This window comes from Lysobacter olei (assembly GCF_054777355.1).
Genome location: NZ_BAAHAT010000001.1, coordinates 500675 through 517913 on the forward strand (window position 1 = coordinate 500675; position 17239 = coordinate 517913).

The 17239-nt window shown below is 68.6% G+C and carries 15 protein-coding genes, 1 pseudogene and 1 riboswitch; of the genes and pseudogenes, 3 read left to right on the forward strand and 13 right to left on the reverse strand.

Annotated elements, in window-relative coordinates:
• Positions 1-12 precede the first annotated feature (12 nt).
• The 9 genes from ACYVBS_RS02605 to aspS form a co-directional block, all read right to left on the reverse strand.
• On the reverse strand, positions 13-1932 hold the full coding sequence (locus tag ACYVBS_RS02605; protein ID WP_460821562.1) for a potassium transporter Kup: 1920 nt from the start codon (positions 1930-1932) through the stop codon (positions 13-15).
• A gap of 43 nt (positions 1933-1975) precedes the next feature.
• A complete protein-coding gene (gene ruvA, locus ACYVBS_RS02610; RefSeq protein ID WP_460821563.1) occupies positions 1976-2566 on the reverse strand; it encodes a Holliday junction branch migration protein RuvA in 591 nt (196 codons plus the stop codon).
• Positions 2567-2570: 4 nt separating this feature from the next.
• Positions 2571-3098 carry a crossover junction endodeoxyribonuclease RuvC gene (gene ruvC / locus ACYVBS_RS02615; protein WP_460821564.1) on the reverse strand — a complete coding sequence of 176 codons (528 nt, stop codon included), beginning with the start codon at positions 3096-3098 and terminating at the stop codon, positions 2571-2573.
• A gap of 16 nt (positions 3099-3114) precedes the next feature.
• Complete coding sequence (locus ACYVBS_RS02620) at positions 3115-3855, reverse strand: YebC/PmpR family DNA-binding transcriptional regulator (protein WP_460821566.1); 741 nt, start codon at positions 3853-3855, stop codon at positions 3115-3117.
• Between the two features lie 40 nt (positions 3856-3895).
• Positions 3896-4540, reverse strand: a complete 645-nt coding sequence (locus tag ACYVBS_RS02625) for an esterase/lipase family protein (RefSeq protein ID WP_460821567.1) — start codon at positions 4538-4540, stop codon at positions 3896-3898.
• A 68-nt stretch (positions 4541-4608) separates the two neighbouring features.
• Positions 4609-5151, reverse strand: coding sequence for a DUF3016 domain-containing protein (locus ACYVBS_RS02630; protein WP_460821568.1), 543 nt, complete (start codon positions 5149-5151; stop codon positions 4609-4611).
• Between the two features lie 48 nt (positions 5152-5199).
• Positions 5200-5718 carry a GNAT family N-acetyltransferase gene (locus tag ACYVBS_RS02635; protein ID WP_460821569.1) on the reverse strand — a complete coding sequence of 173 codons (519 nt, stop codon included), beginning with the start codon at positions 5716-5718 and terminating at the stop codon, positions 5200-5202.
• A gap of 74 nt (positions 5719-5792) precedes the next feature.
• A complete protein-coding gene (locus ACYVBS_RS02640) occupies positions 5793-6107 on the reverse strand; it encodes a DNA primase (protein ID WP_460821570.1) in 315 nt (104 codons plus the stop codon).
• Between the two features lie 108 nt (positions 6108-6215).
• Entirely contained in the window at positions 6216-7991 is a 1776-nt protein-coding gene (aspS, locus tag ACYVBS_RS02645) for an aspartate--tRNA ligase (RefSeq protein ID WP_460821571.1), read from the reverse strand.
• Between the two features lie 186 nt (positions 7992-8177).
• Between aspS and ACYVBS_RS02650 the strand changes: the two genes are divergently transcribed.
• A complete protein-coding gene (locus ACYVBS_RS02650; protein WP_460821572.1) occupies positions 8178-9083 on the forward strand; it encodes a DUF3011 domain-containing protein in 906 nt (301 codons plus the stop codon).
• Positions 9084-9086: 3 nt separating this feature from the next.
• On the opposite strand, the gene ACYVBS_RS02655 is transcribed toward ACYVBS_RS02650, so the two are convergent.
• Positions 9087-9395, reverse strand: coding sequence for an FmdB family zinc ribbon protein (locus ACYVBS_RS02655; RefSeq protein WP_460821573.1), 309 nt, complete (start codon positions 9393-9395; stop codon positions 9087-9089).
• Positions 9396-9675: 280 nt separating this feature from the next.
• Between ACYVBS_RS02655 and ACYVBS_RS02660 the strand changes: the two genes are divergently transcribed.
• The gene (locus ACYVBS_RS02660; RefSeq protein WP_460821575.1) at positions 9676-10389 is read left to right on the forward strand and encodes an SIMPL domain-containing protein; all 714 of its coding nucleotides are present in this window, start codon (positions 9676-9678) and stop codon (positions 10387-10389) included.
• Between the two features lie 6 nt (positions 10390-10395).
• On the opposite strand, the gene ACYVBS_RS02665 is transcribed toward ACYVBS_RS02660, so the two are convergent.
• Positions 10396-10956, reverse strand: coding sequence for a YbhB/YbcL family Raf kinase inhibitor-like protein (locus ACYVBS_RS02665; protein WP_460821576.1), 561 nt, complete (start codon positions 10954-10956; stop codon positions 10396-10398).
• A 466-nt stretch (positions 10957-11422) separates the two neighbouring features.
• Positions 11423-13012 (reverse strand): annotated as a pseudogene (locus ACYVBS_RS02670) (ABC-F family ATP-binding cassette domain-containing protein); the annotation flags it as partial.
• Positions 13013-13149: 137 nt separating this feature from the next.
• On the opposite strand from ACYVBS_RS02670, the gene ybaL reads away from it, so the two are divergent.
• On the forward strand, positions 13150-14853 hold the full coding sequence (gene ybaL / locus ACYVBS_RS02675) for a YbaL family putative K(+) efflux transporter (RefSeq protein WP_460821577.1): 1704 nt from the start codon (positions 13150-13152) through the stop codon (positions 14851-14853).
• Positions 14854-14939: 86 nt separating this feature from the next.
• On the opposite strand, the gene btuB is transcribed toward ybaL, so the two are convergent.
• Positions 14940-16820 (reverse strand): TonB-dependent vitamin B12 receptor, encoded by a 1881-nt coding sequence (btuB, locus tag ACYVBS_RS02680; RefSeq protein ID WP_460821578.1) that lies wholly within the window; start codon positions 16818-16820, stop codon positions 14940-14942.
• Positions 16821-16936: 116 nt separating this feature from the next.
• A riboswitch (cobalamin riboswitch) is annotated at positions 16937-17183 on the reverse strand.
• Positions 17184-17239 lie beyond the last annotated feature (56 nt).

The following is a 17239-nucleotide window of genomic DNA, read 5'->3' on the forward strand; positions in this document are numbered from 1 at the left end:
AGCGCGTGGCCGTCAGATCTCGACCTGCGCCCCCAGCTCCACCAGCCGGTTACCCGGAATCCGGAAGAAGCCCGTCGCCGGCGCCGCATTGCGGTGCATGAAGGCGAACAGGCGATCGCGCCACACCGGCATGCCGCGGTGCGCGCTGGCCACCACCGTCTCGCGGCTGGCGAAATACGTGGTGTCCATCGGATCGAAATAGATGCCGCCCTTGTCACACGAGCGCATCAGGGCCAGCGGTACGTCCGGCGTCTCCATGAAGCCAAAACGCACCAGCACGCGGTAGAAGTCGTCCCCGATCTCGTCGATCTTCAGGCGTTTGTCCCTGGGCGCATAGGGCACTTTCAGCGTATCCACCGTCAGGAAGACGTTGCGCTCGTGCAACACCTTGTTGTGCTTGAGGTTATGCAGCAGTGCATGCGGCACCACGCCCTTCTGCGCGGTCATGAACACCGCCGTGCCCGGCACCCGTACCGGCGGCGCCAGCATCAGGCCCGGCAGGAAGCTGTCGAGCTGGATGCCTTCCTTCTGGATCTCGGCCCCCAGCAGCTCACGGCCGCGGCGCCAGGTGCGCAGCAGGGTGAACACGAACAGGCCCAGCATCACCGGGAACCAGGCGCCGTCGAAGAACTTGGCGCCATTGGCGATCACGAAACCCAGGTCGACGATGAAGAACACCACGCACAGCGGCAGCACCCACAGGCGCCACTTGGGCCACAGCGCGTTGGCGACCAGCGCCAGCAGCAGGGTGTCGATGAGCATGGTGGCCGACACCGAGATGCCGTACGCCGAGGCCAGCGCGGTGGAACTGCGGAACATCAGCACCACCGCGATCACCATGATCATCAGCAGCCAGTTGATGTACGGGATGTAGATCTGGCCGATGGTTGAACTGGAGGTGTGCTTGATCGCCATCCGCGGGATGTAGCCCAGCTGCATCGCCTGGCGCGCCACCGAATAGGCACCGGTGATCACCGCCTGCGAGGCGATCACCGCCGCGGCTGTCGCCAGCGCGATCATCGGATACAGCGCCCAGCGCGGCACCGATTCATAGAACGGGTTGATCACCGCGTCCGGGTGCCCAAGCACGAATGCGCCCTGCCCCAGGTAGTTCAGCATCAGCGACGGCAGCACCAGGATGTACCAGCCGTAGCGGATCGGCTTGGCGCCAAAATGGCCCATGTCGGCGTACAGCGCCTCGCCGCCGGTCACCGCCAGCACCACCACGCCCAGGATCAGCACCGAATGCGAGCCGTGTTCGAGGAAGAAGCGCGCACCCCACAGCGGGTTGAGCGCCTTCAGCACTTCTGGCTCGTCGATGATGTTGTGGATGCCGATCGCCGCCAGCGCCAGGAACCACAGCACGGTGATCGGGCCGAACACCTTGCCGACCTTCTCGGTGCCATAGCGCTGACCGAGGAACACGACCACCAGGATCAATAGGGTGACGGGCACGATGTACTGGTGCAGGCCCGGCGCCGCGACCTCCAGGCCCTCGACCGCACCCAGCACCGAGATCGCCGGAGTGATGACGCTGTCGCCGAAGAACAGCGACGCGCCGAAGATGCCAAGGAGGCCGACCACGTAGGCTGACCTGCCGCCCTTGGCCAGGGTGCGCTGGGCCAGCGTCATCAATGCCATGATGCCGCCCTCGCCTTCGTTGTCGGCGCGCATGATGATGCTGACGTACTTGAGCGTCACCACGATCATCAGCGCCCAGAACACCAGCGACAGGATGCCCAGCACGGTGTCGTGGTTGCCCACCAGGCCGAAGTGCGGCGAGAACGCCTCCTTCAACGTGTACAGCGGGCTGGTACCGATGTCGCCGAAGACGACGCCAATGGCGCCGACGACCAGGCCGGCCAGCCCCTGCTTGCCGTGGCCGTGGGAAGAGTCGTGCGATGCCGGGGTGGCGGGAACGGTGGAGGCCATGGAGTGGTCTGCTTGGAGGGCGGCCGTCCTGGCCGCCGACAGGTCAGCGAAGCGCGGACTTTAGCGCTTTGCGGATGATGGTGGCGGCATCGTCGCCGGCCTCGGTGGCGTCGCGCGCCATGCGGGCGGCTTCGGCCGGCTTGTAGCCCAGCTGCTGCAGGGCGATGACCGCCTCGGACTGCGCGTCGGCGGGGGCACCGGGCACGTTGAGCGTGGTGCCCGCGCCGGCCAGGTCGGCGGCACGGTCGCGCAGCTCCACGACCATGCGCTCGGCGGTCTTCTTGCCGATGCCGGGGATGCGGGTCAGCGCAGTGATGTCGCCGGCCTGCACCATGCGGGCGAACTCGTCCACGCTGACACCGGACAACACCGCCAGCGCGATCTTCGCGCCGATGCCGGTGACCTTCTGCACATCGCGGAACAGGCGGCGCTCGGCCTCGCGCAGGAAGCCGTACAGCGACACGCTGTCTTCCTTCTGCGCGTAGTGGGTGAACAGCGCCACTTCGCGGCCGAGGTCGGGCAGGTCGTAGAAGGTGCTCATCGGCGCCTCCAGTTCGTAGCCCACGCCGTGCACGTCCACCACCAGCCACGGCGGCTGTTTGTGGACCAGGATGCCCTTGAGTCGTCCGATCATGCGGTCATGTTCCCTTGCGGCGCAGCAGCGCGGTGGCCACGCCGGTGCGCGCGGCGGTTTCGCGCATGTGCGCGTGGGTCAGGGCGATGGCCAGTGCATCGGCCGCGTCGGCCTGCAGTTTCATGGCCGGCAGGTTCAGCAGCAGGCGCACCATGTGCTGCACCTGGTCCTTGTCGGCGGCGCCGCGGCCAACCAGCGACTGCTTGACCACGCGCGGGCCGTATTCGGCGATGGGCACCTTGCGCCGCACCACCGTGGCCAGCGCGGCACCGCGAGCGTGGCCCAGTTTCAGCGCCGACATCGCGGACTTGTCCATGAACACGCTTTCGATGGCCACTTCCTGCGGCTGCCATTCGTCCAGCACGCGCTCCAGGCCTTCGCACAGCAGCCCCAGCCGCGACGGGAAATCCTCGGCGTCGAGCAGCACGAGGGCTTCGCAGTGCACGTAGGTGCAGCGGCCGCCGGGCGCGACATCAATGATGCCCACGCCGGTGCGCTGCGAACCCGGGTCGATGCCGAGGATGCGGGTCACGTCATGGCCTCCGCCGTCAGGCGTAGGCGTCCTCGCCCAGGTCGGCGTTGGAGTACACGTTCTGCACGTCGTCCAGGTCTTCGAGCCAGTCCAGCAGCTTGGCCACCTGCTGCGCGGTCTCGCCCGTGACGGCGATGTCGTTGTCGGCGCGATAGGTGACTTCGGCCTGGTCGGCCTTGAGGCCGGCGGCGTCCATTGCGTCCTTCACGGCGGCGAAGGCGTCGGGTGAGGTCAGCACGTCGATCGAGCCGTCCTCCGGGTAGACGACGATGTCGTCGGCCCCGGCCTCGATCGCGGCTTCGGTGACCTGCTCTTCGTTGGCGCCGGGCGCGAAGCTGAGCACGCCGGTCTTCTTGAACATGAAGGCGACCGAGCCGTCGGTGCCGAGGTTGCCGCCGAACTTGCTGAAGGCGTGGCGCACGTCGGCCACGGTGCGGACCTTGTTGTCGGTCAGGCAGTCGACGATCACGGCCACGCCGCCGGGCGCGTAGCCCTCGTAGCGGATTTCCTCGTAATTGACGCCTTCCAGCTCGCCGGTGGCTTTCTTGATGGCGCGCTCGACCACGTCCTTGGACATGTTGGCGCCCAGCGCCTTGTCGATGGCCACGCGCAGGCGCGGGTTGTTGCCCGGGTCGCCGCCACTGGTGCGTGCGGCGACGGAGATTTCACGGATGATCTTGGTGAACATCTTGCCGCGCTTGGCGTCTTGGGCGCCTTTGCGGTGCTGGATGTTGGCCCACTTGGAATGGCCGGCCATAGGGTTGAGCGGTCCTGGAAAGGGATGTTGCGGCGCGAAATTATAGGCCGGCCCGCGGTCGCGCGCTGTGTGGGCCGCTCCGACCCGCGGGGCGATCCCCGGCAGGCGGCGACGGGGCCGTGAACCGCCCCTCGCCCAGGAAGCTCAAGGCCAGCCGCGCCGCTGCGTCCGAAAACAGCAGGCCCGAATGGCTGGTGGGGATAACGGCATGGTCGGCCAGACCGGGGAGACGGGTTTCCTCGACAGCCACCGTGCCGTCGCTTGGGCCGGGAAAACGGCCGAAAAACTGTCCCAGCCCCACGGGTTGCTCGCCCGCGACCACCCCGACCTCGGCAGCCCCCTGCCACGCCGGACAGCCCGTACGCAGCAGTTCCGCGGAGCGCCCCAGGCACGCGGCCCCCAGGGCGCGATTGGCCAGTCCGCCGGCCGCGGCACTGCCCGCCAGCGGCGAGCCCAGGCAGACCACCCGGCCCACCGGGAGGTCGGGATAGCGCTGCAGCGTGCGCAGTGCGAGCAGCCCGCCGAGGCTGTGCGCAACCACGTCGCTAGGGGTTCGCAGGGCTTCGGCGAGGGCAGGCAAGACCGCATCGGGGCCTTGCGTCACCGGCGCGTAACCAAACAGATGCGGCGCGTAGCCGGCTTGGCGGAGCCGATGCGCGTGCCAGCGCATCGAGGCGCGTGGCATCCACAGCCCGGGCAGCAGCAACACCCGCCGACCGGCGGCCCCAGGCGCGGCGGCCGCGCCGCGCGCGGTCACGGAGCGCCCAGCTCGCGGCGCAGCCAGTCGTCGATGAGGCGCTTCTCGTATCGCAGCGGGTCCGTGTCGGCGACGGTGGACTGCAGCATGAAGCCCACGTCCACCAGCCGGCGCTCGCCTTCGGCCACGACCGCGCCAATCGCATCAACGTGGCGGAACTTCAGGTGGATGCGCGGGGGATAGACGTCACGGACGATGCGCAGGTCGGTAGACCCGGCGGATCGGGCGGGCTCGTATTCGCCGGCGCGATCCACGTCCAGCAGTTCGACCTCGAGCCGATGGCCCGGCGGCAACCGGCGCTCGGCCTGCTGGCGCAGGTGTTCGGCCAGCGGACGGATCCAGGTGCCGCGATCGGTGGGCATGGCCCCCCAGGTGGACTCGGAGAAGTCAGCGGGATCGCGCCAGGACACGGCGACGGGCCCCTGGGCCGCCAACGCGCCCGGCCCCGTGGCCTCAGGGGTACTGGCGCAACCGGTAACCGCCAGCACGGCGACGAGCGCCGCGCCCATCCAACGCACGGTGGACTGATGTCGTGCCATCACCCTGCTCCTCGACCTGGAGATGGGACGATTGTGCACCCAAACCCGCTAGCGCGGCGGTAGGCGTCGCAGGATGAATTCGTGGTCGCGGACGCGGCCGACGGGGAACTCGTAATCGCCCACGTGTTCGAACCCGGCGCGGGCGTAGAAGCGCTGCGCACCGAAGTTTTCCGACCACACGCCAATCCACAGCGTGCGGGGGCCATTGCGTTCCAGCCAGTCCAGCACGGTCTGGAACAAGCGCCCACCCCAACCGCCGCTCTGGTAAGGCTTCAGTACGTACAGGCGCTTGAGTTCGCCGTCGCCGGGCTGGACGTCCGGGTGCGGCAATCCGCACGGTCCGGCGGCGGCATGGCCGACCGCGACGCCATCGTCCTCCAGCAGCCACACCGCGTAATCCGGGTGGGCCAGGATGATGCGCTGCTTTTCGACGTCGTAGGCGTCGTCGAGGAACGCGGCGAGATCCTCGGGCGGGTACAGGTGGCCGAAGGTTTCAATGAAGGTGCGACGCGCCAGGTCCGAGAGGACCGGCGCGTCGTCAACGGTGGCGCGGCGAATCGTCAGCATGGGTGCAGGAAGGGCTCGTACTCGGGGAGAGGGCACGTGCCGCACCCTGCATCGCCGGAGACAGGGACTGGAAATCAGGCCTTGCCCTCATCCTCATCCTCATCCTCTTCCTCGTCGTCTTCGTATTCCTCGTCCTCGTCTTCTTCGTCGCCTTCCTCGTCCTCGTCGCCTTCTTCGTCCTCTTCGTACTCGTAGTCGTCCTCGCCGAAGTCCTCGCCATCCCAGCGGCCTTCGCCGTCCGGCACGAACGCCAGTGACATGGCATTGGCGGCGATGCCCACGCGCACCAGCCAGCCGCCGAACACGCGGGCGCGCTCGGTCACCAGGCCCGCATCGGCGCCTTCATTGGCCAGTTTTTCCCACTGCAGGGCGAAAGCGAACTCGGTCATTGCGATGACTCCGGAATTGGGGGCAGGACACGGACGCGGCGCATGCCGCGTCGAAACAAACGGGAGAGGTCCGGGCAGGCGCGGAAGCCTGCCCTCGCGGGCATCCGATCAGCCGGCCTTGGGGGCGACCTCACGCACCTGCACGTGCACTTCGGCCAGTTGCGCGTCGGGGATCGGCGACGGCGCATCGGTCATCAGGCACTGCGCGGTGGTGGTCTTGGGGAAGGCGATGACATCGCGGATCGAATCACTGCCGGCCATCAGCGCGGCAATGCGGTCGATGCCGAAGGCGATGCCACCGTGCGGCGGCGCGCCGTACTTCAGCGCGTCCAGCAGGAAGCCGAACTTGCCCGCAGCCTCCTCGGCGCCGATGCCGAGCAGCTCGAACACCGCCGACTGCATCGCCGAGTTGTGGATGCGGATGGAGCCGCCGCCGATCTCGTTGCCGTTGAGCACCATGTCGTAGCCGCGCGACACCGCGGTCTTGGCGTTGGCGCGCAGGTCGTCGATGGAATCCACGGCCGGTGCGGTGAACGGGTGGTGCAGCGCGACGTAGCGGCCTTCCTCGTCGTCCCACTCAAACATCGGGAAGTCGGTGACCCACAGCGGGGCCCAACCATCGGCGACCAGGTTGAAGTCCTTGCCGGCCTTAAGGCGCAGGGCGCCCATGAAGTCGCTGACCGTCTTGTACTTGCCGGCGCCGAAGAAGGCGATGTCGCCGTTCTGCAGGCCGATGGCCTCCAGCAGCGCCTTGAACGCGTCCTCGGTGAAGAACTTGGCAATCGGCGAATTGATCGCGCCGGCCTCGTCCAGCTTGACGTAGGCCAGGCCCTTGGCGCCGTACTTGGCGGCGTGCGCGGCGTATTCGTCGATCTGCTTGCGCGACAGCGACGCGCCGCCCGGGATGCGCAGCGCAACCACGCGGCCATCCTCGTCGCTGGCGGCGTCGGTGAACACCTTGAACTCGCAGCCCTTCACCAGCTCGGCGACATCGACGAATTCCAGCGCGATGCGCAGGTCGGGCTTGTCCGAGCCGTAGCGGCGCATGGCCTCGGCGTAGGTCATGCGCGGGAACTGCGCGGCGAGCTCCACGTCCATCACTTCGCGGAAGACGTGGCGGATCATGTCCTCGGTGAGGTCCTGCACGTCGCGCTCACCGACCCACGCGAACTCCATGTCGAGCTGGGTGAACTCGAGCTGGCGGTCGGCGCGCAGCGCCTCGTCGCGGAAGCAGCGCGCGATCTGGTAGTAGCGGTCGAAGCCCGCCATCATCAGGATCTGCTTGAACAGCTGCGGCGACTGCGGCAGGGCGTAGAACTCACCCGGGTGCATGCGCGCCGGCACCAGGAAGTCGCGCGCGCCTTCCGGGGTGGCCTTGGTCAGGATCGGGGTCTCGATGTCCTGGAAACCGCGCGCGTCGAGGTAGTGGCGCAGCGCCGACACCAGTTTGGTGCGGGTGCGCATCTTGCGCTGCATTTCCGGGGTGCGCAGGTCCAGGTAGCGGTACTTGAGGCGGATGTCCTCGCCCGGGTTCTCGTGGGCGTGGAACGGCAGCGGCTCGGCCTTGTTCAGCAGCTCGATCTTGGTGGCGACCACTTCGACCTTGCCGGTCTTGATCTTGTCGTTGACCGCATGGCGCGCGCGCACCACGCCGGTGATGCGCAAGCAGTCCTCGTAGCCGACGGCCGCGGCGGCGGCGAGCACTTCGGCGTTGCCGGCGGTGGCCGCATCGGGCTCGGCGACGATCTGGACGATGCCTTCGTGGTCGCGCAGGTCGATGAAGCACAGGCCGCCCAGGTCGCGGGCGACGTCGGCCCAGCCGCACAGGGTGACGGTCTGGCCGATCAGCGCCTCGTCGACGAGGCCGCAGAAGTGGGTACGCATGCAGAACTCCGGGTGGGGTTGCGGCGGCCGCGGGGCCGCAGGGCCGGCGAGCACCGGCAAACACATCATTTTAACTGGTCCGGCCACGTACTGGCGGCCCGGACCGCCGGCTTGTGCCGGCCTTGGCCGGCCAGCCCGCGCCCCGCCGTACCCACCACTGCATGACGACAAGCGTAAGGAGCGACCATGAGCCGTACCCTGTTCCCGCTGCTGACCCTGCTGTGCTCACTGGTGCTGGCGGCGCCCACCTGGGCGCAGTCGCAGCGTGCCTACGCGCCCGAAAACCTGAAGACCTTGTCGTACAACGACCAGGTGCGGGTGATCAGCCTGGAATACGAGGAGCAGTCCGGCGGGCGCCGCATCCCGGACGACCAGTTGCGCTTCTATCTGGACCAGGTGAACCGCTCCAACTGGGGGTTCAGCCGGATCAAGTCCGACATCGCCGAATCCCTGCGCGGCAGTGGACCTGCCCCCGCCCCGCCCCAGTCACAAACCGTGCGCTGCGAAAGCAGCGACGGCCGCGGCCACACCTGTCGCACCCCGTGGCAGGGCCATTCGCGCCTGGTGCGCCAGCTGTCGCGGGCGGATTGCGTGGAAGGCCAGACCTGGCAATCGCAGTGGGGCCAGGTCTACGTGGGCAACGGCTGCCGTGGCGAGTTTGCCGAGGCGTTTGCCCCGCCCGCCGGGGGTGGCAACCGGGTGACGTGTGAAAGCACCCACTCCCGGCTCAAGACCTGTCCCACGCCCTGGGCCGGTGCATCCCGCCTGGAGCGGCAGCTGTCCAGCGCGCAGTGCATCCAAGGCCGCAGCTGGGGCTCCAACCGGGGCTCGGTCTGGGTGAATGAGGGGTGCCGCGCGGTGTTCGGGCCGGGCCGCGGCCCGGGCTGGGGTCCGGGCGGGCCGTACTCGGTGACGTGCGTCGCAACCGGCCCCGGGCACACCACCTGCGCGTGGGACGCCCGACGAGGGCGTCCGTACGTGCTGGAGCTGCTGTCGTCGACGCGCTGCGTGGAGCGCATCAACTGGGGCTATGACGAGCGGGTGGGCCTTTGGGTCAGCGGCGGTTGCCGCGCCCGGTTCGGCGCACGCTGAGCGTCAGCCGCTGCTGGCGGCCTTGGGCGCCGGCTTGGATTCCGCGGGCTTGGCGTCGGCGGTCTTTGACTCGCTCGCCTTGGGCGCGCCGGAACTGCCCTCGCCCGCCAGGTTGCGCTTCTTGTCGCCTTCCTTCTTGAAGTCGGTCTCGTACCAGCCCCCGCCGGCCAAGCGGAACTGCGGCGCGGTCAGCTGGCGGCGCACCTGCGGCGCCCCGCAGGCCGGGCAGTCGGTGGGGTCGGCATCGGACATCTTCTGCAGACGGTCGAAGCTGTGGCCGCAGGCGGCGCATTCGAAAGCGTAGATAGGCATGGCGAGCAACGGATAGGTGTGCGACGTTCTACCGGGGTGGCTATCCCGGCGCGATGGGGTTCCGGGCGGTGCGGCGCGAATCTGGCCGCCCGGCCGGCTGGATGCGGGCGTCGTGGCCGGTTATCAAGGCGCCACGATACACGCCGTCGGTCTCGCCGGCGCTTCGGACGCCGCCCGGGGGTGGCGGGGTCGATCGGGCCATCCATCCGCCGGCCACGGTCCAATCGCCGTTCATCACGCATCGCTATGCTCCATGCTGGTGTCCACAAGGAGGTAGAAGATGACTTCGTCCCGTTCACTGGTCGCTGCGGTGGTGGTGGCGTTGGGCCTCGCCGGCGCCGGCTGGTTCGTCGCCGACGGCATGGCGCGGTTGAAGACGCAGGACCGTTTCGTCACGGTCAAAGGCTCGGCCGAGAAAATCGTCGACGCCGACCTGGTGGTGTGGCCGTTGTCGCACACCGTGGCCGGCAACGATCTGCCGCAGGTGCAGCGGCAACTGGATGCCAACACCGTCACCATCCGCGAGTTTTTCGCCAAGGCCGGTTTCAAGCCCGAGGAGATCGTGGTGTCGCCGCCGAGGCTGGAGGATCGCTGGGCCTGGGCGTATGGCGAGAACCGGCCGCCGGAACGTTACCGCTACTCAACCACGGTCACCCTGCGCACCGGCCGTGTGGCTGACGCCATTGCCGCGCTGCGGCGCACCGGTGAACTGGTCAGCCGCGGCATCCTGATCGGCGGCCAGGAGGGCGGCGGCAGCGATCCGACCTTCGATTACACCCAGCTCAATGCGGTGAAGCCGGCGCTGATCGCCGAGGCCACCGCCAATGCACGCAAGTCCGCCGAGCAGTTCGCCAAGGACTCCGGTGCGCGACTGGGCGGCATCCGCAGCGCCAATCAGGGCGTGGTCTCGATCAGCGACCGGGATCGCGGCAGCCCGCAGGTCAAGACCGTGCGCGTGGTGACGACGGTGGAGTACTTCCTCAAGGGTGAATGACGCCGGTCAACGTCCGCGCTGGTACGTGCCGACCAGCGCGGTGTGACCGAGGATGTGGCCCTCCATCGCCTTCATCAGGCGCGCCTTGTCGGGCTGACCCAGGTCCGGCAGCACCACGTCCAGCGCGTACAACTTGTGGAAGTAGCGGTGGCGGCCCACCGGCGGACACGGGCCGCCGTACCCGGTGCGGCCCCAATCGTTGACCCCCTCGCGGGTGCCGGGCGGCAACTGCCGGGAACCCCCTTCGCCCAAGCCGTCGGCGGTGGCCGGCAGGTTGTAGAGCACCCAATGCACCCAGGTCATGCGCGGCGCGGCCGGGTCCGGCGCATCGGGATCGTCCACGACAAGGGCCAGGCTGCGGGTGCCGGCGGGCAGGCCCGTCCAGTGCAGGTCCGGAGACCGGTCTTCCCCGTCACACGTCAGGCGCGCGGGCATGCCCCCTTCGTGCGCGAAAGCGGTCGAACTCAGGCGCAGGGTCATGGGCGGCTCCTTGGCACCAACGGGCGTCGCCGCGAGGGCGGTCGTCAGCACCAACGGCACGCAGGACAGGAGGCGGGCAAGCGACATGGCGACTCCTCCGCAGGAGCCGCCAGTGTGCGCCTTTCCATGCTTCGCGCGGGGGCTGAGGGTCCCGGGAGCAGGTCGCCCAGCCGCGCCGCCGAAGCCGACGCGCGGGCCAGGCCACTCAGGCGGCGTCGTACAGCGCCAGGTAGGCCTCTTCCGCCTCGGCCAGTTGGACGGCCAGCGCAGCCCGCTGCTGTGACAGGCCGGGCACGTCGGCATAGCGCGTGGGGTCGGCCAAGTCCATGTCGATGGCGTGCAGCTTGGATTCCAGTTCAGCGACGCGGGCTTCGGCCTGCGCCAGCTTGACCGGGTTGGCCTTGCGCGACTTGCCCGTCGGGGCCGGTGCTGGCGTTGCGGCGCTGCGCGTGCTGGCGACCGCGGCCGTTTCGGCCACGGCGGGCATCGCCGCGCTGATCGGGTCCGTGCCGTCCCCGCCCTTGCCGGCCTTCGCCGCCTTCACCTGCTTCACCGACTTGCCGTCGTTGCTGCTGTCGCGGCTGCGCAGCCAGCTGGCGTAGGCGTCCAGGTCGCCGTCGAACGGCTGCGCCACGCCATCGGCCACGCGCCAGAAGGTGTCGCAGACCAGGCCGATCAGGTGTCGGTCGTGGCTGACCATGACGATGGCACCGTCGAAGTCGCTGAGCGCTTCGGCCAGCGCCTCGCGCATCTCGAGGTCGAGGTGGTTGGTCGGTTCGTCGAGCAGCAGCACGTTGGGCTGGGTCCAGGCGATCATCGCCAGCGCCAGGCGCGCGCGCTCACCGCCGCTGAAGCCGTCGACCGATTCGAAGGCGCGGTTGCCGGGAAACTGCCACTTGCCGAGGAAATCGCGCAACTGCTGGGTGGCCACGCCGGGTGCGAGGTCGGCCAGGTGGTCGATCGGGCTGCGGCCCTCTTCCAGCGACTCCACCGTGTGCTGGGCGAAGTAGCCGATGCGCAGGTCGGGGTGGCCGCCGCGCTCGCCGGTGAGCAGCGCGATGTCGCCGACCAGCGATTTGACCAGGGTGGACTTGCCGGCGCCATTGGGGCCGAGCAGCGCGACGCGGTCGCCGGCCTCGAGGATGAAGCTGACGTTCTCCAACACGACGTGCTCGCCGTAACCGCAGTCGGCGTCGACCAGGCGCAGCAGCGCGTGCGGCAGCTTGGCCGGGGCCGGGAAGTCGATATGCAGCGAACGCTCGGCGCGCACCGCCTCGGTGCCGGCCAGCTTTTCCAGGCGCTTCATGCGGCTCTGGGCCTGCTTGGCCTTGCTGGCCTTGGCCTTGAAGCGGTCGATGAACTTCTGCAGGTGCTCGCGCTCGACCTGCTCCTTCTCGAAGGCGATCTGCTGCTGGCGCAGCTGCTCGGCGCGCTGGCGTTCGAAGGCGGTGTAGTCGCCCACGTACAGCTTGGCCTTGCCTTCGTTGAGGTGGATGGTGTGGGTGGACACGCCGTCGAGGAACTCGCGGTCGTGCGAGATCATCAGCAGGGTGCCGGGGTACTTCAACAGCCACTGCTCCAGCCACAGCACCGCGTCGAGGTCGAGGTGGTTGGTGGGTTCGTCCAGCAACAGCAGGTCGGACGGGGTCATCAGCGCGCGCGCCAGGTTCAGGCGCACGCGCCATCCGCCGGAGAACTCCTTGACGGCGCGCTCGTGGGTGTCGGGCGAGAAACCCAGGCCGTGCAGCAGCTTGCCGGCCCGCGCGGTCGCGTCATAGCCGTTGAGCTCGGCCAGGCGCAAGTGGGCGTTGGCCACGGCCTCCCAGTCTTCACGCTCCGCCGCGTCGCGTTCGGCGAGGATGACCTTGTGCACCTCGGCATCGCCGGAGAGCACGAACTCCAGCGCCGGCTCGTCCAGCGCCGGGGTTTCCTGCGCCACGCTGGCGATGCGCACGCGGGCGGGCACGTCGATGTCGCCGCGGTCGGCTTCGACCTCGCCCTGGATGGCGGCGAACAAGGACGACTTGCCGGTGCCGTTACGGCCAATGACGCCCACGCGCCAGCCGGCGTGCAGGGCGAGGTCGACGTTGGACAGCAGCAGGCGTTCGCCGCGCCGCAGGGCGAAATCTCGGAAGGCAATCATGGCGACATTGTACGTGGCCACACTGCCCCGCAGGGATCGGCCGACGACCTTGCCGGATCGGGCCCCTTGGCCCGTGTCCGGGTTGTGATGGCCGTGGTCAGCCCCTATACCTCTATGTCTTGGCCTTGGGAGAGCCGATGCACCACACGTCCCTGATTGCGATCCTCGTGGCCGGCTTCGTGCTGGCGTTCATCTTTGGCGCACTGGCGCAGCGGCTCCGGCTGTCGCCGCTGGTGGGCTACCTGATAGCGGGCATCGTCGCAGGGCCGTTCACCCCGGGCTTCGTCGGCGACCAGACCCTGGCGCCGCAGCTGGCCGAGATCGGCGTGATCCTGCTGATGTTCGGCGTGGGCCTGCATTTCTCGATGCGCGACCTGCTGTCAGTCAAGGCCATCGCCCTGCCGGGCGCGGTGGCACAGATCGCCGTGGCCACGGTACTGGGCTGGGCGATGGCACGGATGCTGGGCTGGTCGCATGGTGCGGGTGTCGTGTTCGGCCTTTCGCTGTCGGTGGCCAGCACGGTGGTGCTGCTGCGTGCACTGGAGGAGCGCCGCCTGCTGGATACCGGCAAGGGCAAGATCGCCGTGGGCTGGCTGATCGTCGAGGATCTGGCGATGGTGCTGGCGCTGGTGTTGCTGCCGGCGCTGTCGGGGCTGTTGACGGGCGAGGCCGCCGACGGGGTCTCGGTGTGGAAGGCGATCTTCACCACCATCTTCAAGGTCGGCGCGTTCCTGCTGGTGATCCTGCTGGTGGGGCGGCGGGTGATCCCCTGGGTGCTGGAGCGCGTGGCCGGTACCGGCTCGCGCGAGCTGTTCACGCTGTGCGTGCTGGCCATCGCGCTGGGCGTGGCGTTCGGATCGGCGGAACTTTTCGGAGTGTCGTTCGCGCTGGGCGCGTTCTTTGCCGGCATGCTGCTGAACGAATCGGAGTTCAGCCACCAGGCGGCCACCGAGACGCTGCCGCTGCGCGACGCGTTCGCGGTGCTGTTCTTCGTGTCGGTCGGCATGCTGTTCGACCCTTCAATCCTGGTCCAGCGACCGCTGGACGTGCTGGCCGCATGGGCGATCATCGTGTTCGGCAAGTCCGCCGCCGCCTACATGCTGGTGCGCGCCTTCGGCAAGGAACACGGCACCGCGCTGCTGATCTCAGCCAGCCTGGCGCAGATCGGCGAGTTCTCCTTCATCCTGGCCGCGCTGGGCCTGCAACTGAAGATCCTGCCGCAGGACGGCCATGACCTGGTGCTGGCCGGCGCGCTGCTGTCGATCATGACCAACCCGCTGATCTTTGCCTGGCTGGACCGGCGTCGCGCACGCGAAGCGCTGCAGGCGAGCCGCGAGAAGGCGGATGCCGCCCAGGCGGCGGACGACCTGGCACCGGGCATTCCCGAGGGCTTGTCCGGGCACGTGATTTCCATCGGTTATGGTCGGGTCGGCAGCGAACTGGGCCGCCTGCTGACCGAGCGTGACGTGCCGGTGGTGGTCATCGACACGGACGATGACCTGATCGCGCGGGCGCGGGCAAGCAACATTCCCGCCATCCGCGGCAACGCGGCCAACGAGCAGGTGCTGCGCGAGGCGGCACCGGAACGCGCGACCACGGTGATGCTGGCGATTCCCAATGTGCTGGAAGCCGGCGAGATCATCGCCAAGCTGCGTGCGATCAACCCGGGCCTGACCATCGTGGCGCGCGCGCACAGCGACGGCGAGGTCAAGCACCTGCTGGAGCGCGGCGCGGACGGCGCGGTGATGGCCGAGCGCGAGTTGGCGCACAGCCTGGCGGAGATGGTGATGGCAACGCCGCCGTATCGCGGCAGCCACCACCTGCCGCCGGCGGTGGCCTGACCCGACGATCGGGGTTCAGATGCAAGGAAGGCACCGTGCCGAAGCACGGTGCCCCCTGACGCCGGCCCACGGCCGGCCTGCGGGCATCAACGATGGCCGCGGTAGCGCAGGCTCAGCAGGTACGTGCGACCCGGCTGACGGTAGTACGCGGCGGTTTCGTACTCACGATCGAACACGTTGTTCGCCGTCAATTGCAGCGACCAGGCGTCGTTAATCGACCAGCCCATGCGAAGGTCCGTCGTCGCGTAGCCCGGCAGGCGGGTGGTGTTGTAGACCTCGTCGAAGCGCTCGCCGACGGCCTGGACGCTTGCCCCGGCACTGAAGCGACCGAAGCGGCGATCGGCGTCGATCCGGCCATTCTGTCGGGCACGGCGCGGGAGCAGGTTGTCCTGGTTGAAGCCCTCGGAATCGTCGCGCGGGTCCAGCCACGTCACGCTGCCGCGAAGCTGCCAGCCCAGCAGCGTCGTGTCAGCGGCGAGTTCGACGCCACGGATACGTGCCCGGTCGATGTTGTTCGGCTGACCCCACGGGTGCTCCGCATCGACTAGGGTGGGGTCGTAGCCGATCAGGTCCTCCACGCGGGTCTGGTAGGCGTTGACCGACCAACCACCCCAGCCGTGCTTGCCGCGCACGCCAATTTCGGCGGTTTCCGAGGTCTCGGGCGCCAGGTTGGGGTTGCCGAAGTACGGGTAGTAGAGGTCGTTGAAGCTCGGCGCCTTGAACGCAGTGCCATACCGGGCCGTCAGGCGCAGCGCCTCGGTGAAGTCCCAGCCCCACGCCACACTGCCGGTGGTCTTGCCGCCGAACTGCTCGTTGTCGTCACGGCGGACGCTGGCCTGGATCGAGTGCGCACCCAATGCATGCTGCCACTGGCCGAACACGGCACGGTTGGTGCGTCCATCCACGACGTAGGCGTCGGTGCTTTCGATCTCGTCGCGCAGCCAGTCCACGCCCACGGTGAACAAGCCCCGCTGCGTGGAAACATCGGCCTGCAGCGAAGCCAGCGAGCGCAGCGTTTCATACTCGGACGCAAAGACTTCGTCGTGGAAATCACGGCTGCGGTCCTTGGCTTGCCCCACCCGTGCGGTCAGCTTGAGTCCTTCGGCGGCGTAGCCGACACGCGCGCCGGTCACCTGCTGCACCACGTGTGATTCGTTGGCGAAACCGCCGTCGTACTCATTGCGCCCATCGGCATGCAGCACGCGCGCGTCCGCATCCCATGCCTCACTGAAGCGATAGCCGGCCTGCGCCGACACCGAGTTGTTGGTATAGCCATCGCGATCGGGCTCATCGATCCCGCACCCCGCGAACGGCGTCGGCGCAGGACGGCAGGCATTGATGCCGTTGGTGGTGTCGTGGGCCAGGTTCAACTGGTACCAACCACGCTCGCCACGGCCACCGATGCCGGCGGTGGCACGCCGCGTACCGAGGTTGCCGATGCCCACGCTCGCTTCGGGAGTGAAGCCCGTCTGGGGCCGCCGCGTGAACACCTGCACGACGCCGCCGAGCGCTTCGGAACCGTACAGGCTGGAGAAGGGGCCTCGCACGATCTCGATACGCTCGATCTGCTCGACCGGAATGTCCTGCAGCGCCGCCTTGCCTGCCGTCGCCGACCCCACCTTGATACCGTCCACCAGCACCAGCAGGTGGTCGGATTCGGCGCCGCGCACGAAGAGCGAGCTCTCCTTTCCGGGGCCGCCGTTATTGGACAGCGAAACGCCCGGCACGGTCCGCAGCAAGTCCGGCAGGGACGCCGGCTGCAGGCGCTCGATGTCTTCGCGGGTGATGACGCTCGTGGAGACCAGCGACGCGTCCTGGGTCACGGCGGTACGGGCGCCGGTCACGACCACGCCATCGAGGTCGGTGGCCTGGCCTTCTGCCAGCGCGGGAACGGCGCTCAACGTGGCGGCGAGCGCCAGCGATACCGCCAGCACGGTGCGGCGGGTACGGAAATTACGGGAAACCATCGGGTACTGCTCCTTGGCCGCGCCTGCCCGCGCGGAAAACGTTGGGAATGGACAGGCGGCAGGAAAGGACGCAGACGCCACGCGCGTGCATGGCCCCCGTGACATCGCCCACCGCATGTCGGGTCACGCCAATGGCCGGTCTCCGGGCTCGCGGGTGGGTGCGCTCAAGCATCCGGGGACGGCGCCTTCCCGTGCCGAGGGCACAGTGGCATTCGCCGGTCCCGACCCGTCCTGGGGTCACCTCGCCTACCGTTGCGGGGGCAGCTCCGGAATTGCCACGGCCATCGACCAGACGGCGGGCGCACCGGATTCCCGTTTCAACCACCGGCTTGGCCGGCGGTCACCTCAGGCGGCAGCGATTCTAGCACCCCACGATCATTGGGCCCCATGCGGCATGGCAACGCCCTCATGAGCGAAGG

Bases quoted from the DNA above. Each gene is read 5' to 3' on its own strand.
- ACYVBS_RS02605 (WP_460821562.1), bottom strand. From the start codon at position 1,932: ATGGCCTCCACCGTTCCCGCCACCCCGGCATCGCACGACTCTTCCCAC.
- ruvA (WP_460821563.1), bottom strand. From the start codon at position 2,566: ATGATCGGACGACTCAAGGGCATCCTGGTCCACAAACAGCCGCCGTGG.
- ACYVBS_RS02620 (WP_460821566.1), bottom strand. From the start codon at position 3,855: ATGGCCGGCCATTCCAAGTGGGCCAACATCCAGCACCGCAAAGGCGCC.
- ACYVBS_RS02625 (WP_460821567.1), bottom strand. From the start codon at position 4,540: ATGCCACGCGCCTCGATGCGCTGGCACGCGCATCGGCTCCGCCAAGCC.
- ACYVBS_RS02630 (WP_460821568.1), bottom strand. From the start codon at position 5,151: ATGGCACGACATCAGTCCACCGTGCGTTGGATGGGCGCGGCGCTCGTC.
- ACYVBS_RS02635 (WP_460821569.1), bottom strand. From the start codon at position 5,718: ATGCTGACGATTCGCCGCGCCACCGTTGACGACGCGCCGGTCCTCTCG.
- ACYVBS_RS02640 (WP_460821570.1), bottom strand. From the start codon at position 6,107: ATGACCGAGTTCGCTTTCGCCCTGCAGTGGGAAAAACTGGCCAATGAA.
- aspS (WP_460821571.1), bottom strand. From the start codon at position 7,991: ATGCGTACCCACTTCTGCGGCCTCGTCGACGAGGCGCTGATCGGCCAG.
- ACYVBS_RS02650 (WP_460821572.1), top strand. From the start codon at position 8,178: ATGAGCCGTACCCTGTTCCCGCTGCTGACCCTGCTGTGCTCACTGGTG.
- ACYVBS_RS02655 (WP_460821573.1), bottom strand. From the start codon at position 9,395: ATGCCTATCTACGCTTTCGAATGCGCCGCCTGCGGCCACAGCTTCGAC.
- ACYVBS_RS02660 (WP_460821575.1), top strand. From the start codon at position 9,676: ATGACTTCGTCCCGTTCACTGGTCGCTGCGGTGGTGGTGGCGTTGGGC.
- ACYVBS_RS02665 (WP_460821576.1), bottom strand. From the start codon at position 10,956: ATGTCGCTTGCCCGCCTCCTGTCCTGCGTGCCGTTGGTGCTGACGACC.
- ybaL (WP_460821577.1), top strand. From the start codon at position 13,150: ATGCACCACACGTCCCTGATTGCGATCCTCGTGGCCGGCTTCGTGCTG.
- btuB (WP_460821578.1), bottom strand. From the start codon at position 16,820: ATGGTTTCCCGTAATTTCCGTACCCGCCGCACCGTGCTGGCGGTATCG.